Annotated in this window: 20 protein-coding genes; 17 read left to right on the top strand and 3 right to left on the bottom strand. The window is 45.3% G+C overall.

Going from position 1 to position 26693, the window contains the following annotated elements:
* Window positions 1–11 precede the first annotated feature (11 nt).
* The 8 genes from CRO15_RS06520 to CRO15_RS06550 all read left to right on the top strand — a co-directional run bounded on the left by CRO15_RS06520 (window position 12) and on the right by CRO15_RS06550 (window position 15216).
* Window positions 12–3032, top strand: a complete 3021-nt coding sequence (locus CRO15_RS06520; protein WP_097045010.1) for a SusC/RagA family TonB-linked outer membrane protein — start codon at window positions 12–14, stop codon at window positions 3030–3032.
* Between the two features lie 3 nt (window positions 3033–3035).
* Window positions 3036–4484 carry a RagB/SusD family nutrient uptake outer membrane protein gene (locus tag CRO15_RS06525; RefSeq protein WP_097045011.1) on the top strand — a complete coding sequence of 483 codons (1449 nt, stop codon included), beginning with the start codon at window positions 3036–3038 and terminating at the stop codon, window positions 4482–4484.
* 100 nt (window positions 4485–4584) lie between these two features.
* Window positions 4585–7932 carry a VCBS repeat-containing protein gene (locus CRO15_RS06530; protein ID WP_097045012.1) on the top strand — a complete coding sequence of 1116 codons (3348 nt, stop codon included), beginning with the start codon at window positions 4585–4587 and terminating at the stop codon, window positions 7930–7932.
* A 285-nt stretch (window positions 7933–8217) separates the two neighbouring features.
* A complete protein-coding gene (locus tag CRO15_RS06535) occupies window positions 8218–9873 on the top strand; it encodes a helix-turn-helix transcriptional regulator (RefSeq protein WP_097045013.1) in 1656 nt (551 codons plus the stop codon).
* A 97-nt stretch (window positions 9874–9970) separates the two neighbouring features.
* Window positions 9971–10108, top strand: coding sequence for a hypothetical protein (locus tag CRO15_RS19725; RefSeq protein WP_165769927.1), 138 nt, complete (start codon window positions 9971–9973; stop codon window positions 10106–10108).
* A gap of 35 nt (window positions 10109–10143) precedes the next feature.
* Window positions 10144–11766 (top strand): S8 family serine peptidase, encoded by a 1623-nt coding sequence (locus CRO15_RS06540; protein WP_097045014.1) that lies wholly within the window; start codon window positions 10144–10146, stop codon window positions 11764–11766.
* A 1-nt stretch (window position 11767) separates the two neighbouring features.
* Window positions 11768–13951: a peptidase domain-containing ABC transporter gene (locus CRO15_RS06545; RefSeq protein ID WP_165769928.1), complete on the top strand. Its 2184-nt coding sequence runs from the start codon at window positions 11768–11770 to the stop codon at window positions 13949–13951.
* A complete protein-coding gene (locus CRO15_RS06550; protein ID WP_097045016.1) occupies window positions 13948–15216 on the top strand; it encodes an HlyD family secretion protein in 1269 nt (422 codons plus the stop codon). Before CRO15_RS06545 ends, CRO15_RS06550 begins: the two co-directional genes overlap by 4 nt.
* A 2-nt stretch (window positions 15217–15218) precedes the next feature.
* Here the strand turns inward: CRO15_RS06550 and CRO15_RS06555 are convergent, their stop codons facing one another.
* Together CRO15_RS06555 and CRO15_RS06560 are read right to left on the bottom strand one after the other, a co-directional pair.
* Window positions 15219–16025 carry a thiopeptide-type bacteriocin biosynthesis protein gene (locus tag CRO15_RS06555; RefSeq protein ID WP_097045017.1) on the bottom strand — a complete coding sequence of 269 codons (807 nt, stop codon included), beginning with the start codon at window positions 16023–16025 and terminating at the stop codon, window positions 15219–15221.
* Window positions 16022–18091 carry a lantibiotic dehydratase gene (locus CRO15_RS06560; protein ID WP_097045018.1) on the bottom strand — a complete coding sequence of 690 codons (2070 nt, stop codon included), beginning with the start codon at window positions 18089–18091 and terminating at the stop codon, window positions 16022–16024. Before CRO15_RS06560 ends, CRO15_RS06555 begins: the two co-directional genes overlap by 4 nt.
* A 174-nt stretch (window positions 18092–18265) precedes the next feature.
* On the opposite strand from CRO15_RS06560, the gene CRO15_RS06565 reads away from it, so the two are divergent.
* From CRO15_RS06565 to CRO15_RS06585, 5 genes are all read left to right on the top strand, one after another.
* Window positions 18266–19111: an RteC domain-containing protein gene (locus CRO15_RS06565; RefSeq protein WP_097045019.1), complete on the top strand. Its 846-nt coding sequence runs from the start codon at window positions 18266–18268 to the stop codon at window positions 19109–19111.
* 202 nt (window positions 19112–19313) lie between these two features.
* The gene (locus CRO15_RS06570; RefSeq protein ID WP_097045020.1) at window positions 19314–19598 is read left to right on the top strand and encodes a helix-turn-helix domain-containing protein; all 285 of its coding nucleotides are present in this window, start codon (window positions 19314–19316) and stop codon (window positions 19596–19598) included.
* On the top strand, window positions 19595–20266 hold the full coding sequence (locus tag CRO15_RS06575) for a hypothetical protein (RefSeq protein WP_097045021.1): 672 nt from the start codon (window positions 19595–19597) through the stop codon (window positions 20264–20266). Before CRO15_RS06570 ends, CRO15_RS06575 begins: the two co-directional genes overlap by 4 nt.
* Window positions 20250–20906: an ATPase gene (locus tag CRO15_RS06580; protein ID WP_097045022.1), complete on the top strand. Its 657-nt coding sequence runs from the start codon at window positions 20250–20252 to the stop codon at window positions 20904–20906. Before CRO15_RS06575 ends, CRO15_RS06580 begins: the two co-directional genes overlap by 17 nt.
* Before the next feature lie 86 nt (window positions 20907–20992).
* Entirely contained in the window at window positions 20993–22117 is a 1125-nt protein-coding gene (locus CRO15_RS06585; protein ID WP_097045023.1) for an endonuclease/exonuclease/phosphatase family protein, read from the top strand.
* Between the two features lie 81 nt (window positions 22118–22198).
* Here CRO15_RS06585 and CRO15_RS06590 read toward each other — a convergent pair whose 3' ends face one another.
* A complete protein-coding gene (locus tag CRO15_RS06590; RefSeq protein ID WP_097045024.1) occupies window positions 22199–22870 on the bottom strand; it encodes an N-acetylmuramoyl-L-alanine amidase family protein in 672 nt (223 codons plus the stop codon).
* Between the two features lie 251 nt (window positions 22871–23121).
* On the opposite strand from CRO15_RS06590, the gene CRO15_RS06595 reads away from it, so the two are divergent.
* From CRO15_RS06595 to CRO15_RS06610, 4 genes are all read left to right on the top strand, one after another.
* Entirely contained in the window at window positions 23122–23415 is a 294-nt protein-coding gene (locus CRO15_RS06595; RefSeq protein ID WP_243396920.1) for a hypothetical protein, read from the top strand.
* Window positions 23416–23495: 80 nt separating this feature from the next.
* On the top strand, window positions 23496–23702 hold the full coding sequence (locus tag CRO15_RS06600) for a hypothetical protein (RefSeq protein ID WP_097045025.1): 207 nt from the start codon (window positions 23496–23498) through the stop codon (window positions 23700–23702).
* The gene (locus tag CRO15_RS06605) at window positions 23686–26115 is read left to right on the top strand and encodes a TraG family conjugative transposon ATPase (protein ID WP_097045026.1); all 2430 of its coding nucleotides are present in this window, start codon (window positions 23686–23688) and stop codon (window positions 26113–26115) included. Before CRO15_RS06600 ends, CRO15_RS06605 begins: the two co-directional genes overlap by 17 nt.
* A complete protein-coding gene (locus CRO15_RS06610; RefSeq protein ID WP_097045027.1) occupies window positions 26112–26693 on the top strand; it encodes a TrbJ/VirB5 family protein in 582 nt (193 codons plus the stop codon). The genes CRO15_RS06605 and CRO15_RS06610 overlap by 4 nt, the downstream gene beginning before the upstream one ends.

Raw genomic sequence — 26693 nt, forward strand, 5'->3', positions numbered from 1 at the left:
AAACCAAAAAAATGATGTATAGATTGATAATATGCCTGTCGCTGCTGTTGAGTACCATTTCGATAGCATCTGCACAGCAAATTGTAAATGGGTCGATCGTCTCAAAGAGTGATGCCCAACCTTTACCAGGGGTCTCCATTGTGGTCAAGGGCACCAACAACGGAACGACTACCGATTTTGATGGAAACTTTTCGATCAACGCTCCTTCCGATGGAGTGTTGGTATTCAGTTATATCGGTTTTCTTTCCCAAGAAGTGAATATAAATGGTGAAAGTAACTTACAGATAAGCATGGAAGAAGATGTTGCTAAACTGGATGAAGTTGTAGTTGTCGGGTATGGTACCCAAAAGAAAAGTGATATCACGGGTGCAGTCGCCTCTGTGAAGGTGGATGAGCTCCAGAGCATTCCACTTGCCAGGGCCGATGAGGTTTTGCAAGGACAGGTTGCTGGAGTACAGGTCAATAATAATGATGCATCGCCCAACGCCAGTGTTTCAATACGGATTCGGGGTGTGAGTTCTATAAACGGGGGTAGTGATCCTCTTATCATCATTGATGGTGTGCAAGGGGCAAATATGGGAGATGTCCACCCGAATGACATTAAATCAATGGAAGTTCTGAAAGATGCTTCCGCCACGGCTATTTATGGATCAAGGGGTGCAAGTGGTGTCATTTTGATCACAACCAAGACAGGAGCCAAGGAAAGAAAGCCAACCTTGACCTATAACACCTATGTGACCATACATGAGGTAAGACAGAAGTTGGATTTGTTGTCTCCAGGAGAATATGCCAGATATATAAACGAAAACAGATTAACACGGTCGTTACCCACTGTTTTTAGCGATGAGGAAATTGCAGGATTCGATGCAGGTGGCGGAACGGATTGGCAGGATGCTATATTTCGAACAGGTACAACGTACAACCACCATGTTAACATAAGCGGAGGAACGGAAAATACGGCGTATAGTATTTCAGGTGATTTCCTCCAAACGGATGGAATCGTTCTAGGGTCTCAATTCAAGCGTTTTTCGGTTAGACCAAATATTTCAATTGATCTTAATGAAAACTTGAAGTTTACACTTAATTCGTTCATTAATTTATCCAAAGACAATCCAATTATTTTAGATGCACGGGGACCCGAAGGAAGCCCAATGTTTGCAGCGGCTAGATTTTCGCCTACCAAGTCCATATTTAATGAAGATGGGACTTATACACAACCTGGTGGAGGTGCTGGGCCAAACGATGAATTTAATCCTGTTGCACTGGCGGTTGAACCTATAAGGGACAATTATTCCAATAGATTGATCCTTAACCCAAGTGTCCAATATCAGTTGGCCAAGGGCTTAACGGCAACAATCACTGGTTCCTACCAACTTATTGATGATGAGGAGAATTTTTATTTGAACGAAAGGGTGATAAACGGAGATGAGGATGACCGAACGGCATCGATAGCCAATAGTAAATTTACAACTTTTCAAAACACAAATCTGCTTACGTACGAATTCGACTTGGGAAAGCATGAGTTTAAGTTGACAGGGCTATATGAGCAACAAAAAATCAAATCCAACAGTAACTTTTCCAGTGCAAGAGGTTTTCTCACAAATGCTGTCACCTATAATGATTTGAGCTTGGGATCCACTCCAGGTATACCATTTTCTTTTCGGGAGGAACAATCTTTGGAATCTTTTATGGGGCGTTTGAACTATGCTTTTGATGGAAAATACCTATTGACCATCACGGGAAGATCGGATGCAGCATCCGTATTTGCTGAAAACAATAAAAGAGCCTTTTTTCCTTCGGTTGCAGTGGGATGGAACATTTCCAAAGAAAATTTTCTTGCCGATTCAAAAACTATTGATAACCTAAAGCTAAAAGCCAGTTATGGCGAAGTGGGCAATGCAGCAATTGGCCCATATCAGTCATTGGCACAGCTTGTTACAGGTTCAAATTTTTCATTTGATGGAGATAGACTGAACAATGGAATCAATCTTTCAACACAAGCACCCAATCCCGATTTAAAATGGGAAACCACAGAACAATGGAATCTAGGATTGGAGCTTTCGATGTTTAATAACAGAGTGGCGCTCACAGCGGATTATTATCAAAAGAATACCACCGATCTGCTTTTGCAAAGAGCACTTCTTCAAGCATCTGGTTTTCAAACACAATTGGTAAACGCTGGTGAAGTAGAAAACAAGGGTATTGAACTGTTGTTAAATGTGAGTCCAGTAAGGAACGATAATTTCCAATGGAACAGTACACTGGTATTTACAAAAAATGAAAACGAAGTGTTGTCATTAAATAGTGGCGAAACCGAAATTCCATTGGGAGGAGCAGGCCTCCCGGGGCTTAGCGATTCTGTATGGCTCCAAGTAGGTGAACCTATTGGTCTTATTAGAGGCTTTGAATATGATGGGGTTTGGAAAAGCGATGAAGCTATTTTGGCAGCTGCCTATGGTGTCGCGCCAGGTTCTCCAAAATATGTAGATCAGAACAATGATGGTCAAATAAATGATCAAGACATCGTAAACATAGCGAATGCCTTACCTGACTTTACGTATAGTATCAACAATACGTTTAAATATAAAAACTTGGATTTGAATGTTTTGATTATTGGGGTCCAAGGAAACGATCTCTACAACATAGCAAGATTGCGTACGGAAGAAAGAGATAATGGCACGGCAAGATCACTTTTGAACGTTTGGACCCCTCAAAATGAGGATACTGATGTTCCCGGTCATAATGCTTTGGGGAATTTAAGGAATTCGGATAGATGGGTAGAAGATGGCTCTTATCTACGGATCAAGAATATTATTCTAGGGTACAATTTTCCGCAAAAGGTTGCAAATGCCATAGGAGTCTCTTCTGCAAGAATCTACGCTTCGGGAACGAATCTTTTTACGTTCACAGATTACTCGGGATTTGATCCTGAGTCCAACAGTTCTGGAGGATCGGACACATTTGCGGGGATTGATCTGGCCTCGTTCCCTTCACAAAAGAGGTACACCCTTGGATTGGATATAAAATTTTAGACTATGAAAATAAATATAAAGAAAATGAATGTCAAGAGTGCTATTCTCACACTAACAGCGCTAGTCCTAACCGTAGGATGTGCCGATATTGAGTTGGAGGAAAACCCACCTTCTTTGTTGAACCCCAATACTTTTTTTACTACTGAAAGTGAATTTGAAGCGGCAATAACAGGGGCAATGCGTCCATTATACGCGGGTTATGAAGGTTGGGATTATGGATATCCGATAATTTTATGCTCTGGAGCAGAGGATGTGCGCTCAGATGCGGATATTTTTGCAAATTTGGACCGTTTAAATCCGAACTCTCAAGAACTTACGATTGCTGGCATATGGAAAGTGCTCTATCAATCCATTTCCAATGTTAATGCCATCATTGGCAACTTGGGAAATGCTGAAAACATTAGTGAGGAGCGTCTTGGAGAACTCGAAGGTCAGGCCAAATTTATTCGGGCCTTGGATTTCTTTTTCTTGGTAAGATGGTTTGGAGAAGTCCAGCTGACCACTTTCGAAAATCAAGGAGATGTTGAAAACTTACCGCAAGCTACTGTAGAAGAAATCTATGCATCCATTATAGCAGATTTGAAGGATGCCGAAGCAAAACTTCCTGATACTTTTGAACAGCGAGGTAGACCTACCAAAGGTGCTGCCAAAGCCCTCTTGGCCAAAGTGTATTTGACCATGACGGGCTGGCCATTGAAAGATGCGTCCAAATATGCCGAGGCAAGGGATAAAGCTAAAGAGGTAATGGATATGGGAATTTATTCTTTGGAAGCCAATTTTAATGACCTTTGGTTGGAGGCCAACAAACTTACAAATGCAGAGTTTATATTTGCTTTTTACGGTTCTATTGCCGCTGACGGTATTTCCGGCAGCCATATGCATATTGCCTCTAGGCATTGGGGCAATGGAGAAGGTGGATGGGGCGATTTTTATAGTGAAGATCGTTTTTTCAATGCCTTTCCAGATGGACCGAGAAAAGATGCAACCTTTACTTCTGTCTTTGCTGACGGAACAAGTTGGGAAGATGCCGGAGTCCAACCCCATATGGCAAAATATCGAGATGCGGGAGATACTGTGAATGACGATGGAGAGGGATTCAATGTTGTATTAAGGTATGCTGACGTTTTGTTAATGTATGCCGAGGCAGCCAATATGGCTGAAGGTGGGCCTTCACAAGCGGCTTTGGATGCCATCAATGAGGTTCGTCAAAGAGCTGGACTAACACCATTGTCCTCAGGAATGTCACAAAGTGATTTTGATGGAGCAGTTATAGAAGAAAGAAACTGGGAGCTGGCCTTTGAAGCCAATCGTTGGTTCGACCTTGTTCGAAAAGAGATGGTCATTGAGGTGAACCAAGACCTGCACCCAAATGTTTCAGAGAACAATAGGTTATTGCCTAAACCTGCCGCCCAATTGATACCTGGAATTTTGGAGCAAAATCCGGGATATTAATAAACTTAGTTTATAGTTAGAGTTAGTTAGTTTATTTTTTTAGATCAAGGGCAAGGTAAATCCATCTTGCCCTTGTTTATTTAAATCCATTCATGGCTTTATGAAAATTAGTATTTGGCAAATCCTGTGCATCCTAGCCGTGGTTATTGTGGTTGGATGTATAGATAAAGTTTCGGAAGATAAGGCGTTTACCCTGCTAAATGCCAAGCAAACAGGACTGAACTTCAATAACAGGCTTTTAGAGAACACCTATATGAACGGCTTCTTCTATCAATATTATTACAACGGTGCTGGATTGGCTACTGCGGATTTCAATCATGATGGCTTGATTGATATCTATTTTATCTCAAGCATTCGCGAGAACAGATTGTTTTTGAACCAAGGAGAATTAATCTTCAAAGATGTAACTGCAAAATCAGGGGTAAAAGGAAAACCTGGTTTTCCCACCGGAGTGACCGTGGTGGACATCAACGATGATGGGTTGATGGACATCTATATCTCCAAATCCGGTAGGATAAAAGTGGATGACCAATTGCGGAATGAACTCTATGTCAACTTGGGAAACGGAGAAGATGGAGTCCCCGTTTTTGAAGAAAGGGCCCATGAATATGCCTTGGATGTTCCGCATTACTCTACCCAGGCCTCCTTTTTTGACTATGACAGGGATGGTGATTTGGATATGTTTTTGATCAACCATGGATTGGATGTTCCAGCTGACACCGCTATTGCCGGTTTATTGGAACAAAATTCGGAGCATGCAGGTGAAAAATTGTATGAAAATGAAAACGGAAAATTTGTCGATGTCACCCATGAAGCAGGCATTATTAGCAATCCTCTAGGTTTTACGCTGGGAGTTTCGGTAGGTGATGTCAATAACGATGGCTGGCCTGATATATATACCGCCAATGATTATTCGGAAAAGGACCATCTCTACTTAAACAATCAAGATGGAACGTTTAGGGAGACATCGTTAAAGGCATTCGGACATATTCCAAACTTCTCAATGGGCACTGATATGGCGGACATCAACAATGATGGGTTCCTTGATATTATGTCATTGGATATGATGGCAAGTGACAACTATACCCAAAAGACCAGCATGAGCGGAATGGATACCCAACGTTTTTTTGATCATGTAAGGTTGGGTCTGCACAATCAATATATGTACAATGCACTACAACTTAATAACGGTATTAATGAAAATGGAGTTCCTATGTTTTCGGATATAGCACAGTTGGCCAACGTAGCTACAACCGACTGGAGCTGGTCTCCACTTATATTTGATATGAACAATGATGGTCATAAGGATCTGTTCGTCAGCAACGGTGTTAAAAGAGATTTTAGAAACAACGATTTTAACACCTATAAAAAACAAAAACAATTGGAGGCTTTATCAAAAGGAGTTCTGGACAAAGAAGCGTACATGAAGGATATGTTAGACAAAATGCCAGAACGAAAAAAAGAGAATTTTTTCTTTGTCAACAACAAAGATCTGACTTTTAAACAGTTATCCTTTAAACAATTGCCTTCCAATTCAAATGGAGCTGCTTTTGCCGACTTCGATAATGATGGGGATTTGGATGTTGTGGTCAATAATTCTGAGGACCAAGTCTTTTTGTATCGCAATGATTTTGGGGGGGACTTTTTGGATGTACAACTCTCAGGTCCTGATGGAAACAAGAATGGTTTGGGCACAAGGCTGGAAATTTACATTGACGGACAAAAACAGATACAAGAGCATCATTTTACTAGGGGATTTCAATCGGCGTCGGCAGGACCTGTACATTTTGGTCTAGGCGCCATTGAAAAAATTGATTCCCTGATTGTGTTATGGCCCGAAGGAAAACGTCAAAGGGTGCTAAATCCAATAAAGAATCAAAAACTTGTTGTTCGTTATGATTTGGATAATTCTATTCCATATAACGATGTTGTTTCCGATTCTAAACAATTTGAATTTCGAGATATTACAGCTACGCTGGGCATCAATTTTAGACATAAAGAAGATGAATTTGATGATTTCGCACAGGAGATTTTGATTCCTCATAAAATGTCCACTCAAGGGCCATCAATCGAAGTTGGTGATGTAAATGGAGATGGTTTGGAGGATTTTTTTATTGGTGGAGCCAAGAATCAAAAATCAAGAATCTACCTGCAATATGAAGATGGAAAATTTTATGCCCAAAGAAATTTAGCCATTGAAAAAGATTCTATTTATGAAGATACCGGGGCACACTTTTTTGATGCCGATAAGGATGGTGACCTAGATCTTTATTTGGCTAGCGGGGGAAATGATAAAGCGTTGACGTCCGATCATTACCATCATCGTTTCTATGCCAATGATGGTTATGGAAACTTTACTTCTAAGAAAAATGTTTTGCCAGTAATTACTATTAGTGGAAAAGCCATCGCCTCAGGTGATATTGATGGAGATGGTGACTTGGATCTTTTTGTTGGTAGTAGGGTGAAACCAGGTGGTTATGGACAATATTCCAAAAGTTGGGTTTTGGAAAACCAAAGTGAACAGGGTTCACTTTCTTTTCTTGATATCACCGAAACCGATTTCCCCTTTTTATTGGAATACCCCATGGTAACGGATGCAGAGTGGTCAGATTTGGATAGGGATGGCAAATTAGATTTGATAGTTTCCAATGAATGGGGTGCAATTGAAGTTTATCTAAATAAAGAAAACCGCTTTGAAAATGTAACAGAGAAATACCAATTAAGCAACTATTTAGGTTGGTGGAACAGTATTGAAGTTGAGGATGTTGATGGTGATGGTTATTTGGATATCATTGCTGGAAATCTTGGTTTGAACTATAAATACAAGTCATCTCAAGAAAAACCTTTCCGACTTTACGTAAACGATTTTGATGAAAACCAAGATCCAGATATTGTACTTGGTTATCAAGAAAGAGACCAACTTTATCCCCTTAGAGGTAGGGAGTGTTCATCCAATCAAATGCCGTTTATCAAGAAAAAATTTAAGACATATGATGCCTTTGGAAAAGCAACGCTTGAAGATGTCTATGGAGAAAAACTCAATGAAGGCATTCAATATACGGCAACAGAATTCAGGAGTGGCATTTTTTTAAATAAGAAAGAATATTTTGAATTTATACCATTTTCCAATGAGGTCCAAGTTTCATCCATAAACGCAATTCTTGTCCTTGACATTAATAAAGATAAACACTATGACCTATTAGCGTTTGGAAACCTTTATGAATCAGAAGTGGAGACCCCTAGAAATGATGCTGGTTATGGACATATGCTATTAGGGAATGGAGACGGTTCATTTGATGTTTTATCATCATCGTTATCAGGTTTAATGGTCAAGGGGAACGTAAAAGATGCAGCTTTTCTAAAAGTCGAGAATAAGAGTGTAGTGTTGACTGGAAGAAATGATGATGCACTAAAAGCTTTGGAGATTAAAAGGGTAAAACACCAATGAAATGAATCCATTGATGAATCATCAATCAATACCAATAAATGATTGCCTATTAGTTATTTACCTGCCTAAGTGGTAAAATTCTGAAGTCCATATTGCTTTATTAGAAAATTGCAAGTCTAGGTTTATGAAGTAAACTATTGTCATAGTTTGGAAATTGGATTATTTCTATAATTACTTGGTACGATTCGTACCTAAAAAGAAGAATCCGATCATTCAAGAATGGGAATATGTAACGGAAAAGAAATTTGCTCTGTTTAGGGATGTAATATTATTCAATAATTATCAATGATAAAAACAACTACATTAATTTTGATAAGTTCCTTTGCTTGGTCACAGGGTGGTAATCAGTTGCAATACCGAACCCTTGATTCCCTCCATCTAAAGGCCATTTACTTCTGGCGTACTTATTCTGACAGTATCCATCCTTATACTGAAGAACTGTATAAACGAGCCCGTATATCCGGAAGCCCAAACCTCTATCTACAAGCCTATCATTTGAAGGCACTGACCACCGAAAAGCAAGAATCAAAAATTTATACGGATAGCCTTTATTCGTTAGCCATATCGATAAACGATCCAAAGTACATCGCAACGGCCCATTTCCTTCATGGCAGGAATTATTATGATAAAGGATTGTACAAAGCATCCCTTGACAATTATTTGTTGTGCCAAAGTTTATTGGACAAAGATGTAGATAGTGTTTCATTGAGTCGTTTAGTTAAGGATAACATTGGACTTATACGAATCCTGATCGGCGATAACCAGGGAGCGATCAATATTTACAATGACCTTCTTGAACAATACAAAACCGATGGAGAAGAAAGCTCTTATCTCGGCACACTTTTTTCCCTTGCCGTGGCCCACCATCAAAATGGGGATTTTATAAAATCCATGGATCTGGTGGACCAAGGCCTATCATCTTTAGAGGAGGACAATAAGGATTTTGGACCCTATTTTACTTCCATACTTGGCGCCAACCAATATGGACTGGGAGAGTACAAAAAGGCATTGGTGAACTTGAAAAGGTCCAATCTCTTTTTTAAGGACAACGATGACGCCATGCGACAGGCCATTGTCCATTATTATATGGGAAAGAGCTTTGAAGGCCTTAACCTTAGGGACAGTTCGCTCCATGAAATGAAACAGGTAGATCTGCTCTTCCAGGAGCACCCGGAAAGTCTATATCCCTTGACAAGGGGCGCTTGGGAAATGCTGTTGGATGAGGCCAGAAGTAACGGGGACAGTGAAAGTGAGTTGCGCCATATCACCACTTTACTTATGATAGACAGTATCACCAGTGGGAACTTCAAGTATATCAACCAGAACCTGACCAAGCGTTACGATATGCCACAACTGGTGCAAGAACGTGAGATGCTGCGATCAAGGTACAAGAGAAAGAACGAGCAGTTGATCTATGGTCTGATATCGGTAGTACTTGTTGTACTTCTATATTTCATATACAGGAAATATAAACCCATGAATAGATTTTACGACTCCATGGTTCATGGCCATAATCGGAGTACACAAAAGGTACAGAGTCGTAAAATTGTATTGACAAAGGACAAGATCAACGAGATTTCGGATGGACTTGCAGGACTTGAATCCGAAAACTTTTACCTCAAGCCCAACATTACCATCAAGGAAGTGGCAGAAACGTTGGGCACCAACAACAAATATATTTCCCTGTATCTCAACCGACATGCCGGAAAGGACTATTCGACCTATATCAACACCTTGCGTATCGACCACTTTATCCAAAAACTTACCGTCGACCCGACCTTTGTGAAAAGATATACCCTCGATGCCATGGCCCAGCAGTGTGGATATACCAGTAACAAGGCACTCAACAAAGCCTGTAAAAGGTTATTGGGAAAGACATCTTCCCAACTATTGCAAGAGCATTCAGGTCCCAATTCCCGAAAAGGGACTTCCAGTTCCTGAAAAGGGCATTCCGACTTTCGGGAAAGTGCCCAATCCCCTTTTCATGTACATTACTTCTTTGAATAGATTTGGGAGGTTAATCCTTAAATATACTATCATGAAAAAATCAGAAGAAAAAAAGAAACATGAAGATCTGAAATTGGAAACCTTCAAGATTATGGAACTGTCCAGACCAGAGAAAATCCAGGGAGGTGGTGATGGTGGTTGGACAATAAGAAAGGATAGGGACATGTAATCAATTGAACATTTAAAAACTATTATCCATACTTTATGACGAGGATACACAAAACCCTGACCATTCCACTTATAGTACTGATTATAGGAGCATCCCAAGCCTGTGCGAAAAGGCAAAATCAAAGTTCCGAACAAACAGGATGGCAATTACTTGACCGGGAACTGGACTCCATTCCCGGTATAAGCTTGGAAAAGGCCTATAGGGCAACCATCAGACCCAATGGTCAGGAAATTGTCGTGGCCCTTATCGATAGTCCCATTGACCTAGACCATCCAGATCTAAAACAACAGTTTTGGGTGAACGGGGATGAAATCCCAAATAACCAAATTGACGATGACGGGAACGGTTATGTGGATGACGTCCATGGATGGAACTATCTGGGATACGGAGATGGAAAGACCCTCCAATTTGCCAATTATGACTATGTGAGGGCAATAAGGAGGCTTTCCCCAAAATTTGAGGGATTGGACAGTACCCTGATAAAAGATACTGATTCCATCGAGAACCGGGTCTACAGAAGGGCATTGGAACTAATGGAAGCCGATATACCGGATATTGAAGGCGAACTTGGTTACTACACCGAAGAATTGGTTAACTTCAGGGAGTCCACCAAACTATTTGAAGCGGCCTATGATCCCATAACGGGACTTTTCAATGAATCCACCCTGGATTCCATGGAACCAAAGACCGAAAGGGAAAAAGAGCTATTGCCGATAGCAAAAGATTTCGCATACTATGGATGGTACCCCTCGTTGATGGAAAACTTCAAAAACCAAGGGGAGATGCGAAAGATAGTCTGCGCAAATTTGGATACCATACCACGGGCCTTGATAGGGGATGATATTTACGACCTTTCCGATATCAGGGGAAATCCCATTGTCGATGCCCCGGAGGGTTGGATCACCCATGCGACCCAAGTAGCTGGAGTTATCGCGGCCACTAGGGACAATGGCACTGGCATCAAAGGGGTTTCCAACGCCATAAGGATAATGCCCTTGGTCATCTTTCCCGAACGTGGGCATGAAACGGACAAGGATTTGGCCAATGCCATTCGGTATGCCGTAGACAATGGCGCCAAGATCATCAATTATAGCCATGGAAAGTATTTTGTGGAGCGGCCCGATTTCATTTGGGACGCGATCAAGTATGCGGAGGAACATGGTGTCCTGGTAGTAACGGCGGCCGGTAACGTCCCAAAGGATATTGATGTTAAGGAAAATTCACCATACCCGATCGACAACCCCGGAAATGGACCGGAACTGGCCACAAACCTTCTCCGGGTCGGGGCCTCGGGAAAATCCTTTAAATGGCCCAAGACCTCCTGGGGAAGCTATGGCCGTAAAAATGTGGACATGTTCGCGCCAGGACAACGTATGCTCACCACCAATTCGGGTGACCGACCCTACTTCACCGTAGGGGGCTCATCCCTATCCTGTGCCCTGACATCCGGTGTAGCGGCCCTTCTTTGGTCACAATATCCCGACCTTGACCATAGGCAGGTCAAGACCATTCTCATGATAAGCGGAAACCGTGTCCATAGGAAAGTGGATATCGGGGATGATGTATTCGTCAATTTTGAAGAACTTTCAGCGACCGGACGGATATTAAATGCGCATACCGCACTTCTGTTGGGACGTGAGGCAAGTTCCCTGGATTGAAATGAACAGATCGGTCTATCCTTTTTCACAACAATGGGATGCCATGGACTGCGGTCCTTCCTGTCTGGAAATGGTGGCCAAATACCATGGTATCGAAACAAATCGGGCGCAATTGCGTCAATGGTGCCATCTGGGACCGAACGGTGCCTCATTTTCAGGTCTATCTGAAGCTGCGGAAAAGATCGGGTTCAATAGCCTTTCCATTGGGATAGGGGCCGATCAGTTGGGAACCGTTCCAAAACCCTGTATCCTTCACTGGGAAAACAGGCATTTTGTGGTACTCTATGAATTTAAGAACGGTAGGGCGATCGTAGGCGACCCAGCGCAGGGAATCCGAAAGCTCCACCGAGATGAACTTGAGGCAAAATGGCTTCCCGATACAAATGCCAATAAAGGTTTTGTACTGCTACTGGAAGCAATGGGCGAACATATCCAACAATCAAATGCCCAACAGGAAGGCCGGCCGAAAGGTCTTTACCAATTATGGGAATATTTTAAAAACTATAAAAAGGAAGGTGCCCAGTTGCTACTGGGCCTGATCTTTGGCAGTCTGACCCAATTGGCGCTCCCCTTCCTGACCCAGGCCATGGTCGATCATGGGATCCGCTTTCAGGACATGCATTTTGTATATGTGGTCCTATTGGCCCAAACCATCTTTTTTGTGTCCCTGTCCTCTGTAGAGATCATCAGGGGATGGATCTTGTTGCAGATTACCCAACAGGTAAACCTTCTCTTGGTGACGGACTTTTTGAAACGATTGTTACAACTTCCCATCGCTTTTTTCGATTCCAAACATTCGGGCGATATCATCCAGCGGATCCAGGACAATCGAAAGGTCCAGGAGTTTGTGTCCTCCAAGAGCCTATCGGCACTTTTCAGTATGGTTACCCTTCTTGCCTTTGCCGTTGTCCTTTGGTACTATCAGATCTTTCTGGGTATACTGTTTCTATTGACCTTATTGTTATATGGGCTTTGGTCCCTATCGTTCCTGAGAAAACAGATGGGATGGGACCACCAACATTTCCAGAAGGAGTCGGAAACACAGCGTGCCATTTGGCAGTTGGTCAGGGGACTTACGGCCATCAAGCTCAACAGGTCCGAGCAAAAAAGGCGTATGGAGTGGGCAAGGGTACAACAGAAGCTGTTCCATATCCAGCACAGGCAATTGTCCATTGCCCAAAAGCAGCGGTTCGGGGCAATGTTCATACATCAAATGGGTTCGTTGGTCCTATTGTTCCTATCCGCCAAATATGTTATCCATGGAGAACTGACCCTGGGCGCAATGCTCTCAATACAGTTCATTGTTGGGCAGGTGGGCCTACCACTTTCCAATATTGTCCAGTTCTTTGTGGAGGCCCAGTCTGCCGGACTGAGTCTGGAGCGGATGCAAGAAGTCCATTCCCATCCAAAGGAAACAACAGATGGGGTCCAAGTGGAAATGGGACAGAATATTTCCCTCAAGGACGTTTCCTTCCGTTACGGCCCAAAATCCTCTCCACTTGTCCTTGACAAGGTGAGCTTGACCATAGCGTATGGAAGAACGACTGCAATTGTGGGCACAAGTGGGAGTGGAAAGACGACCTTGCTCAAACTTTTATTGGGACATTATGATACCTACCAGGGCAAGATCAGATTGGGCAGCATCGATCTTAGGAAGCTGTCCAGGTCGGATTGGCGGGATACCTGTGGAGCGGTAATGCAGGAAGGATTTGTTTTTGAGGACACCCTGGTCTCCAATATTACGGAATCCGAAAAAGATGTCGTGGACGGACAACGACTGGAAACCGCCATTCAAATTTCCCAATTAGGGGACTTTTTGAAACAGTTGCCCCTTGGTCTGCGGACCAGGTTGGGAACAGATGGAATGAACCTGAGCGGAGGGGAACGTCAACGGGTATTGTTGGCTCGTGCGCTTTACAAATTACCCCGATTTTTCCTTCTGGACGAGGCGACCAGCGCCATGGACACCCAATTGGAGCACCGGGTCATGGAAGGACTGAAAAAATTCTACAAGGGACGTACAGTGCTTATCATTGCCCATAGGATGAGCACGGTGAGGGAGGCCGATCACATCGTGGTCCTTGAAAAGGGAAAAGTGGTCGAACAGGGAACCCATGAAGATCTGGTCAAGGCCAAACGACACTATTATGGGTTGGTAAAATATCAGTTGGAATCGGGAACATGAAAGGTCTACGGGCGAACCACCATAAAGAACACTTTGGCCAGGTCCCAAATTTTTGGATTCGATGGGGCACATTGGTCATTGTGGGATCTGGCCTATTGCTGGCAGTCATTGCCCATCTGATCTCCTATCCGGATATCGTGTCGGTAAATATCCAGCTTATGGGCAATGAGCCCATTGTCCACCTCTCGGCGCAGGTGGAAGGCCGAATCAAGAAGTTCCATATCGATCAGGGCGGTACCATTGAAAAGGACCAAGTCCTGATGGAACTTGAAAACCCTGCCGAGATCCATGATGTTGTGGGACTAAAGATGATCTTGGATACCATTGAAGGGATGGGATCGATATCCGTTCTTGAGGAGTCCAATGGCCTAAAATTGGGCAATATACGCCCCTATTTTCAGGCTTATAGGGATCTGTTGGTCCGAAAACAATTGTGGGACAGTTTACACCCAGGGAGAACCTATGACCGCTTGTCAAATGATAGGACCATGGAACTTTCCAAATGGATCGGGGATTCAGAGATCTTGTTGGACGAACTGGAAATGGAGATCGTTTTGGGTGATAAAGAACTGCAGCGTTTTTCGACCCTTAAGGAGAAAGGGGTGGTGAGTGCTTCTGAATATGAGGAGCAGCTAAGGGCCCAGATCAATAGAAAGCAGGAACGGACCAGGTTGCGACAACGTATTTCCGAGACAAAGTTGATAATCTCTTCCCAAGAGGACATACGGCGGAAACAGGGTTTTGAGCTGGCAATGGAAGGAAAATTGTTGACCGACCGCATTGAGAATTCAAGAATGGAACTGCTCAGGGCCATCAAAGAATATGAACGCAACTATGTAATAAGATCTCCCATAGACGGAAGGGTCAATTGGCTGGTGCCAAAAACACCATATCAAAATGTTGGGCAAGGGGAGCCTTTGGTTGCCGTTATACCGAGTGGCTCCACCCGTGCATCCGGTCTAATGGAAGTACCTGCCATCAATAAGGGGAAAATAAAACCAGGGCAGGCCGTTCTTGTCCAGTTGGAGAATTTCCCGCAAGAAGAATATGGTGTATTAAAGGGGAGGGTAAGCTCCATTAACCGGGCTCCCCATCCCATTGACCGAACCTATGGCGTAACCGTGACCTTTGACACATTGACAACAAGCTATGGAAAAGTACTTTCCTTGGAGGCCGCTTACTTGGGAAAGGGAAACATCATAACCGAGGAAATGAACCTTTGGCAACGGCTGTTTCGTGGAATACACCAAGGGCTCGTTAGATAATTTCAAGCCCATTTACCATTTCTTGCCAATCGGGAGCGATAGGTCCTATCCAAGAACTCGTACAAAAGGAATTCCCATTGGCCATGGTCGGTCAAAAAGCATTTGTTGACCATCATATGCACAACATCCCGGACCAAATCGAAATTGGTTTTTTCGTTGGTATATTCCAGTTGTCCAAGGACCATGGACATTTCTTTTAGGATGTTGGCCCCCTCTTGAACCCTTCCCAAGTTAGAGCTTCCATCAATTATAATATCCCTATATGCCCTGGAAATGGATTTCTTGGCAGGCCCGGATCTTTTCAATCGTCGTCCGAAGAACCGATGCTGTTCCCTTACAAACAAATGCTGGTCCATGGGTTTGGGAAAAGCCTTTTCGAATAGGTAATGAACCATATCCATTAGGATTTTTAGCCGTTCTTTTTCTCCCAACTGTTGTCCAAATAGGCAAAAAGCCCATTTACTTTGCAAATAAAAAAGGTCTTCGATCGTCCTGATGTTTGCCTGACCGTACCGCCCGATCTCTGGATGGTACTCTTGCCACTCCATCTTCCATATCTGTCCAGCGTGCAAATAGGGTAACATCAAATCCGATAGATGTTGTCTTGATCGATCATCACCACATTCATCCGTCAAAATACGGAACCGGAATTGCGGAAGTCCGTCCCAAAAGCGTACAAAGAACCATTTCCATCCATAGTACTTCGATCCTATGGACAGTACGGTAGGTGCCAACTCTTCCATTAAAATTTTTTGAGTTATAACAGGTGTTCCCCAAATGAAAAGTGAAAGCCATTTTGTGTTTCTCATTTGGAGGGTTTTTGAAAAAATGAAAATTGAAATTCACAGGAATAGGGTTGATGTCCGATGTCATTGACCAAGGGTTGGCCCGGGGGAATATATTCTTTAAAAACAATCGTGGCCTTGCCCAGACTGAGAACAAAGAGTCGCATGCACTCAAGGTTTCTTGTGTTCAGTACCAGGCTTTTGTCACCTTCCTCCCAAATAATCCTCTCCGGCAGGCCATAACTTTGGATAAATTCCGGCCATATTTTACAAAAGGTCGTGTTATCGGAAGCGGCCTTCTTTGCCATATCAAAAGCATTGTATTTAAAACGCCATGTCCTTTTGGACAATAGGATGTCCCCACAGATTACCCTGGGCATTATGGAAACCTCCCCTTCCAAAACGTCCCAGTCAAAATGGACATAGGCCGGTCTTCCCTGGTATTGGTGATCTCCCAATAAACGATAAATGGCAGACGAGCTTCTGTAATGGTCATAGGAGGTGGTCAAATAGGGCTTGATTCTTTTGTCCGTCCGTTTATCAATTAATTTCAATTGATCTCCATCATGTTGCAAGCATAGCGAATGGGTCGGAATATTGTCAACACGATTGTTTCGAGGCCCATTTTTGATGTGGAGTACCTGATCTCGCAATAATGGCCGCATCGCGATGTGCTTGGCCTTCCCTTCGGGTAGATAGGCCACTTCGGTTGTAAGCACATCGGTATCAAAATTGTTCTCATGATCCGTTATGGAACGTGCCCACTCCATGAAATCTTTCTTTCCCATGGCGTGCCGTGCATGTAGCACGGCCGCTGAAGAACCTCCAAATGAAAGTGGATGGCAATAGGATTTGTCATCAATTTTCACCCATTCCACCACTCCGAAAAATGTAGGGCCAAATCCAAGTTCGGGTCGCTCAAACTGATCCAGACCGTCCCAATGCAAATGGATGTCCTTGGGATTATCCTTCGGGACGACTTTATCCTGTAACCATTGCCTGGCCGGTGAGGTCGGCTTTTCACTTTCATGTCGTTTTGGTTCCAGACCGAACTGATCAAGGTAGCTGCCCCTTGCTCTGTAACAACCAATGGGATAGCCCAATCCATATTCGGGATCCATTGCATCCACCAAACGGACTTTTTTATTACCATACAAATGAAGGAACGCCTTGGAAAACTCTTGGTAGTCAGTATTGGTCCTATTGTATGAGAACAGGGAACACAACTCGTAAGCTCGTTGCAACTGATCCTTATAAGACCTGTCCAACGTGGATGAATGGAACGAGGGATACATGTTGGTCTGGACCTTAATGGTATGGAAGTCATTGTCGCCCAATTGGATCTGTGCTGAATGGAATATGGACGGTAAGGTGTTGGGGACCAAAAGCTTGTTTTCCACCAACTGTCCCAAATACAATTCCGCATTTTCGGTAGAATGCCCCATGTTTTCCAGTACGTGCAGCAGAAATCCACCTTTTGCCCCTGACCCGTCCATCATTTTCACAAGTATCCCAAGAGTTTCCGTTTTAGCGACCTCATGTACTATGGACACTTCATTTTTTTCGCCATTGCCAAAATCATAAAACCTGTATCGGCCCTTGGTCTCAAACAACGTAGGGTTCACAAACCAGATCCTTCTCTTGTCGAAATTTTTCCAAACGGTTTCCTTTTTTTCAACGACGGAATGGATAATTGTATGGTCGTGAAAATCGTATCCAACAATGCGTTTTAACCGCGTTTTTGTTGCGAACGTGCCCAAGCTTGGGCCCGCAAAATTTCCAAAAGGGGTAGCGCGACTGCACATCCTGATACGGTATTTCAAAAGGGCAAACCAAATTTTTGGCAGTTTTTTCATGTTCCTTGTGGTAAGGCACCTCTCAATTTCCTTGGTCAGATGGGGTGAGGCATATTGAACGGCCCTTTTAAAAACCGGTTCGGACCACCATCCAGCTATTGTTTTTTTGGATGGCCTGCTCTCAAGAACGGAGTCCAGTTCGGAAACAGGGAAAAATGGGGAGCGGATGATGAACCTATTATCAATACAGAATCTGTGCTGTCGGTAATTCCCTGTGTTATCGATTGCTTCCACTGGCCTAGAATTTAGCCTTTTAGCCTATCTTGGACAACACTTTCGGGAAACGGCTGGGTCCCTTTTGGGAAAACCGCATGGACTTTCAGGAAACCTGGGCAATGTCCCTTTTCCAAACCCATCGATGGTCACTAGATTTAATGTGGTCGGAAGGGATATTGCCGACCTTTCCATATGGAGTTTACCATCCTTTTAGAAGAATTCAATAAAGAACTGAGCGCTTTGCGGTCGGAAAAGTTGACCGTTTTGGAACGTGCCAACAGGGGTATTGGGCTCTGCCAGAAAACGTTGGCGACCATGCGTTCCGAAATCCATGGAACGGGGCCAATGGACAGTCCCACGGAAATCAGGTTCTTTCGGGATATCAAATCCATTCCCCTCGGCCAACTTGTTTATTACAATGAGGTCCGCCAGTGCGAGCTGCGCCTTCCCCAACTTGGAATGAAGCCCAAACTCCGGTATATCAGGGCAGAACGGGAACGTATCAACAACTTTCACAACGAAAACTTGGAGTTTTACCGTTATCTAAGGGAAGGAAGAAATGATAGGGACACCCAATTCTTTACCAGAAGATCATGGGTACAGTTTCCCATGGTTTCCTGTAATTATCGTTATGATGGTCTTTTTGAGACCTCGCACGATCTTCTCTATGCAAAATTCATGGGATTTGAGCGCTATGGAAACTATTTGCTGGAACTAGAGAACAATGTTCGGTCAATGAACAGGATCAAAACCAACGGTGCGATCAAAGACTTTGGTCAGTTCACCTTTACACAATCCCCCACTGCTGCCATGGAATTGATCTATGCGATGCGGGAGGCCAAGGTCATCAACCATGGGGATTTTGAGATTAGGGCCTTTGTCACATTTTTTTGTGAAGCGTTCAATATCGAGATCAAGGATCCCTATGGCCTTTTCAAACAGATCTCGCAGCGAAAGACCAAGCGTTCAAAATTTCTTCAGCACCTTATGGATGCCCTTCTTAGCGCACTTGACAATAAGGACGGTTTTATCCCATAGCTATCCTTTGGATATATTTTCAAACCATTGTCCCCAGGCTCCAATTTCCATTTCAAATAGGTCATTTTGGGCCATTTTGTCCCGGTTTCCCAGAATTTTCCGGAAAGTATCCTTTCGTTATCCAATGGATAGAAAGTTATTCCGGCCCTGCCCAAATTTGTCCCATAACCGCAAACACAGTTTTGCACTTAAATAACTTGATATGGGCGCATCCGTGGTCACCACCGAAGATTTAATGGATTTTAGAAAAAAACTCTTGGAAGAGTTCAAGGACCTTATGATGGAGCATACCCATCCCGTTCCCAAGACCTGGCTCCGTTCGGCAGATGTCATGGACCGCTTGGGCATAAGCCATGGGACACTGCAGAAGCTGCGCAGCAAAAAGGTCATCCCAAGCTATAAGATCGAGGGCATCCTCTTTTACGATGCGATTGAAATCGACGCCATCCTGATGTCGAACAAGGTGCAAATGGAAGAGGTGGCATGAACTATATCCAGCACCTGAACGCTCGCCTTGTTGATTTTTATGATGATGACAGACTCCATCCAGGACATTTCTCCCTGTACATGGCCCTGTTCTTCTATTGGAACCTGCACCGTTTTACGGAGGAGTTCTTTGCCAACCGCACCGAGCTGATGAAAATGGCAAAGATCGGCTCGAAATCCACCTACCACCGGCTCCTAAAGGAGCTGCAGGATTTTGGGTTTATCGAATACCGACCGGCCAAAAGTCCGCACGAACTTTCCATGGTAAAACTGTCCCAAAATTGTACCGATAGCGGTACACTGGTGGGACGCACCCGTACCATATTTGGGACGTACCGTCCCAAATCTGTACCGGATACCTTATATATAAAACAATACAAACCTAATAAACGCTCTCTGGGAGCCAAGCCCAGAAGTCAATTGGAGGTTTTGGATTTTTTCAAGGAAAAAAAGTATGATCTGGAAGAGGCCTTCAAATTTTTCAACCACTACCAGGCCATTGGCTGGAGGATTGGCGGCAAGGTCGCCATCAAGGATTGGAAGGCGGCGTCCGATAACTGGATGCTCAAAGCAAAGGAACTGGCCCATGAAAAAAAGAAAAAAAAAGCTGCCAATGGCAGTGACCATCTGATAACACAAACGGAAAAGGACTATGGACAACCCCTCTAAGATAACCGAAGGTGGCGTGGTCTATTCCCTCGGGGAACTGAGCGGAAACCGTGTGGACTATGATTTCAAGAAGATCCTCATTTATCTGGGGGCCAAGGGCAGGCTGCTCTTTGGGAGGGATTTCAAGATCTATGATGAGGACAAAGAGATCCTGTTCAAGCTCTGCAACTATGCCATACGGGATTTCGGCACCTGCCGAAAACTGGGCATCGACCCGGACAAGGGCATCTTGCTCTCCGGTCCGGTGGGCTGTGGGAAGACCAGCCTGATGAAACTGCTCCGCCACCTGACGCCCCACTTCAAGCCCTACCAGGTGATACCCTGCCGGAACATCGCCTTCGCCTTCAACCATATTGGCCATCGTGTCATCGAGGATTACGGCAATGGCCAGTTTTACTGCTTTGATGACCTGGGGGTGGAACCGATGGGAAGGCATTTCGGGAAGGACTGCAACGTGATGGGCGAGATATTGCTCTCCCGCCACGAGCTGTTCCAGAATACGGGCATCCGTACCCATGCCACCACCAACCTGAACGCCCAGGAAATCGGGGAACGCTATGGGGCGCGGGTACGCAGCCGGATGCGGCAACTGTTCAACCTGGTGGCCTTTGATAAGGACACCAAGGACAAAAGGACGTAGGGATCATTGATCCATTTACTATAAAAATTAAGACTGAAATAATAGGGATTTTCGCCAATGCGGGAATTACAAAAACAAAATGAACAATGAAAATAGCATCCTTTAACATCGAGAACCTTTTCCATCGGGACCATGCCCTTTTGGAGAAAAACCAAAGCGAAAACCTTAAGGCCTGGGTGGAGGAGTTCCACTTGCTCATGGGCCAGCCAACACGGGGTGAAAACCAGTTGGCCCGACTGAGGGAACTGGCCTTTCTCTTGGGCTTTTCCAACACGGTCAGGGAACCCTATCTGGTGATGCGCCGCAAAGGAGGGCAGTGTTATGTCAAGCCACAGGGGGTGGCCACCGAGAAAAGGGCCACCGCCAAGCTGGGTTGCAACGGATGGGTGGCCCTGAGAAGCGCGCCCTTGGAAGAAAGGGCGGTACGCCATAAACTTAGGACGGTTGCCGATGCGAAAGCTGATATCCTCTTGCTTCAGGAAGTGGAGGACCGAGCGGCACTTTTGGACTTCAACGTATTGCTCCAAAAAAAGCACCAATTGCACTATGACCAGATGCTGTTCACCGAGGGTACGGACGCCCATGGCAGGGGCATGGCGATTTTGGCACGAAACGGATACACTGTGGAATCCAGTGCTTCCCATGCGCATGTCAAATACGGGAGGTCCAAGACCCTGTTCGAAAAGGACTGTCCGGTTCATTTCCTGAAGACCCCTGATGGGGAAAGGCCGGTACTGATCAATGCCCATTTCAAGGGCCCGTCCGATACGGATGACCATCACGGCCTGCGCAAACGCCAGGCAGAATTTGTCGCGGGACTGTACTGCCATCATATCAAAAATGGAAACGAGCTGGTGCTCATCTGTGGAACGCTCAACGACCCAAGCTATGCTGATGCCCTATCGCCCCTGATCAGGGATACACAGCTCAAGGATATCTCCAAGCACGATGGGTTCGAGGTGGACCTGGATCATGGTCCGGATGCGGGCTATTTTCGGTTGGGGGCCTACCGAAAGGGGGTCAACATCAAGCAGGCGGACTACATGCTCTGTTCCCAGGCACTATTTGCACAGCTCCATGCCAGCGGGTTGCAACGAAGGGGAATGTGGTCCGGCAAAAAAGTACGCTGGAGGACCTATCCCCAGTTGCGGTCGAGGGAACAACAGGCCAGTGGACATCCCTTGTTGTGGGGCCAGTTCGACATTTTTTAGTTTTCTTCACGCTTTGTCCGCCTTTCCTTTAGAGATTGTATCAATTCCGATAGGATTTCCTTTATCAGCCTTGCGATTTCCCTAGTGAGCTCCAACATCTCGCAAATACTTAGAGATTGCCATTAGGATGGCCAATGCCATGGCACGGATGCCCCTCTCGGACTTGAGATAGTTGGACTCCTCGCCATTGGAGAGAAAGCCGAGTTCCAAAAGTACGGCCGGACATTGCAGTCTGTTGTCCCTGAGCACCTGAAAGTTGGCCTGTTTTATGCCCCGGTATTTAAGGTCCAACTGTTGATGCAATTCCACTGCAATCGTTTCGGCCAGTTTCACAGATGCTGCCCGAAAAGGAGGTTGTGCATTGGAAAAGGGCCGCCAGACAAATACCTCCAATCCTTGGGCCTCGGGGTTCGGGGCATGGTTACCGTGAAGCGATATAAATAGATCAGCTTTTAAGCTGTGGCTCAACCGTCCCCGGTCCTTTAGCGAAATCAGGGTATCGGAATAGCGGGTCAGATAGAGTTGCAAGGGGTCCTCCAGCACGGTTCGATTGAGCACAAGAATCTGCTGGGACAATTGGAATACAATGTCCTTTTCAAAACTGGCATCAATGGATGTGGCCCCGGTATCGGTTCCCCCATGGCCCGGGTCGATTACTATGATTGGTCGTACTTCCCGCTCCTGGGCGATTCCCACGGTTAGGACCATGGTCCAAATGAACAAACAAAGCCAAATAATTCTCTTGGATTTCATGTTGCCAGTTTTGTTTGTGCAATGTTCATCGATTTTTTGGATTTCATAAAGAATCGACAATAATTAACTCCCTTGGCTGTTAATTATTGATTTTATTCCAGCAATTTCCCAAAAACGTTGAAGATTTGTCATTGAAATGTCCTGGGCTTCATCAGCCCGACGAAGGGGCAAAAGTTTATTCATCAATCATTAATCAATGGCCTGGCCGAAGTCTCTTGGAAGGCAAGGCTGGGCCTTAACAACGAACCATCATGAAAAACTATCAACGGATAGCACTGCTATCACTCTTTCTATTGACCGTTTTGCCGCTCCAGGCCCAGATCGGGGGCATCGAGGACTCCGTGGCCGAGATCTCGGATACCATCCGTGCCATCTTCCCCATCATCCTGGGAGTCATCTTCCTGATCGGCTTTTTGTTCAATGCAGGACACTTTTTTGGGGAGAACGCCGACCTCAAAAAGGGCATCACCCGCGTATTGGTCTTTGTCCTGATCGCCGGGGCGGTCGTCGGCATCTTTACCTATCTCATAACCTTGGTAGTATAGTGAAGACGTATTCGATATATAGGGACATCAGGGCGAGGGCCCTTGTCTTCGCCCTGCCCGTGCCCCTATTCGCCCTCCAGATGTTGGGGGTCATCGCCTCGCTGCTGATCATCATCTTCTCCTTCAGTTTTACACTGATCTTCACTGCTCTGGTATGCAATGGTGTCCTCTATATAGTCCTGTTAAAGTTCACCAATAGACCCGATATGCTGACCGTGGGCAGGGTATTCCCCAGGGCCATTTCCAACAAGAAAACAAATCTTTTGCGCTATGCCGATGAACCTTAACGAGCATTATCCCTTGGTGGACATCGAGGGAAACCGGGCCTTTGCCAACAATGGCAATATCATATTGTGCTACAAGTTGGAACTTCCTGAAATCTATTCCCTTTCGGAAAAGGACTTTGACGAGCTGCACGGGACCTGGTTCCAGGTGCTCAAATCACTCCCTGCGGGAACGGTCGTCCATAGACAGGATATTTATCGGAAACAAGGGTATGATGCCGCAGGATTGCCCGACCGGACCTTTCTGGAACGGGCCACCCATAAACATTTTAAGGGCAGGGAATATATGGGGCATTCGGCCCATCTCTTTTTTATCTGGCCGAGGAACAAGGGATTGAATCAGAGCAGGTACGTGAATCCTTTCAAATTGGTTCCCAGGACCCTCACTGGTGAACTATCGGATACCGCAAAATCCTTTATCCAAGCGGTCAGGGATGCAGTGGGCTTCCTTGCCAACAGTCCCAAGCTCGACTGCCGACCGATGAACCAAATGGAGATCCTTCAATTGACAGACTCCTATTTCAATGGGTACAATGAGGGCTTTGACACAAACATCCTTTTGGAAAGGGACAAAACGCAGGTCGGGGACCACCACTTTGGTGTTTTGGCCCTGAACAACGAGGCTTGTTTCGGGGAGACCGTACAGAGCAGTAGGCCCAATCCGGCCTTGACCACGGATGATTTCAGCTTCCATCAGGGCTTTGTTGATGGGCTTGGACTGGCCCTTAACGAGGATCATATCATCAACTGTATCCTATATCTGGACGACCGCCACAAATGGCGCAAACTCTTGGAAAAGCGGATTGGGGAGCTGGCTAAGAGCTCCAGTTTCGGTTCGCAGAACAAGGTACTGCACGGCAAGATCTCCCGTATCCTTGACCACATCAACCAAGATGATTCCTCACGTTTGGTGCGGGGTCAATTGAACCTGATATATTGGTGCAAGGAAGCGCGACGATTGGAAGCCATCGCCTCCAGGATAAAGGCGGAACTGAAGGAAGTGGATATAGTACCCTATGCCCCACGGGGCCATCAGCGTACCCAATATTTTCTGAACAGCTACTGGGGCTTTTCCCCCAACTTTCATGACAGCGACCTGTTTGTGATGGACCTCAAACATGCGCTCTGTCTCCAGGGTAATGTGACCAACTATAAATCTGATGAAATCGGGGTCATTTTCAATGACCGCCAGCACAACATTCCCGTGCTGAAGGATGTCTGGGACGAGAGTAAAAAACGCATCAAGGCCCGGAACTTTGCGATTTTCGCCCCGACCGGAGAGGGCAAGTCCTTTCTGGCCAACAACATATTACGACAATACTATGAGCAAGGTGTTCGGCTGGTCCTCATCGATTTGGGCGGCAGTTATGCCAAGTTTGCCAAGCTCTATCCCGATGACCATAGCATCCTCCGCTACGAGCACGGAAAAAATCTGGGCATCAATCCCTTTTATATACCAAAAGCTGACGATGTCAGCCCCGAGCGGTTGGAGGACCTGATGGTGTTCCTGTTCGAACTGATGGGCGGTACCTCCAAACCCTCCAAAGGGGAGGCCGTGGCCCTCAAACGAATCCTGCATTCCTATTACCAGAAAGTCCCCAAGGACCATTCTTTGGGCGGATTTTATGGTTTTGTGGAATCCGACAGGGAAGAACTATTGGAAAGGCTGGGCATCGATACCACCTATTTTAATGTGACCAACTTTCTGCACATCCTTTCGGAATATGTCGGGGATGGACTGTACAGTTTTCTGTTCGAGGTGGACGGGGACCAATCCTACCGATTGGAGGACAAACATTTGATTGTCTTTGAGCTGGACGAGGTACGGGACAACAAGGAGGTGCTATCTGTGATGCTCAAACTCATCAAGTCCGCTATCCAGCGCACCATTTGGCGGAACCGCTCCGAGCGGGGCATCATCCTCTTCGACGAGTTCGCCAAACAGCTCAAGTTCGAAAACGTCCTCGAAAGTGTTGAGTTCTACTACCAGGCCATCCGTAAGCAGAATGGGGCCATTGGCATCATACTTCAGTCCATCAACCAATTGCCCGACAACTCCACTTCGGCCAGCATTCTGGAGAACACCCAGGTCATCTATAGCCTTCGCAACGAAAAGGGCTATGGTGCACTGGCAAAAAGGCTCAACCTGACAAGCCATGATTTGGACCAATTGCGCTCCATCCGAAACGACCTAAAGGGGGAACGCAAATACACAGAAATTTTCATCAAAATCGGCAGCGAGAGCAACATCTTCCGCTTGGAGGTCCCGCCCGAGGTCTATGCCGCCTACCTCACCGATGGCACCGAATCCGAGGCCATAATGGCCATTTACAATGAAGTGGGCAGTATGGAAACCGCCATAAAGGAATTTCTCGACCCAACCAATAAATCATCAATCCAAAATCACAGATCATGAGGAAAAACACAAAAATCTTAATCGTCTTGACCCTTTTCTTTCTAATGCCAAAAGGCCGCGGTGTGGCCCAGGGGATGCCGGTATATGATAACACCAACTTTGTCAGTCTGGTCAAGCAATTGGTGGAATCCGCCAAGCAGACCGTCGAACTGCTGAAGATGGTGGAGCACTTGCAAGAGGCCAAGGAAAAGTTGGAAAAGGTCAACAATGCGGTACGGCAGTACCAGGCCGTTCGGGACATCACCCGTGACAACCAGCGATTGGTGGAATTGGTCCGGAACGATTTGAGGGAAATATTGAACTCACCATATATCCATCCCGACGAGGTGGGCATCATCTCACGCGACTTTGATGCAATCATCGAGAATTCCCTGAACCAATTGGAGTTCATGGGCCAGGTGTTGAGCAACGATTTTTTAAACATGACCGATGCGGAAAGGCTCTTCATATTGGAAGGGCATCGGGAAAAGACCCGCCAGATGGTGGCTGAAATCCGCATTAAAAGAAAGCGGTATGCGTTGGTCGTCTCCTTTCGGGAGATGCAGGACCGGATCAACAATCGGGAGACGAATTATTAG

Source organism: Flagellimonas pacifica (assembly GCF_900215465.1).
Taxonomy (GTDB): Bacteria; Bacteroidota; Bacteroidia; order Flavobacteriales; family Flavobacteriaceae; genus Flagellimonas; species Flagellimonas pacifica.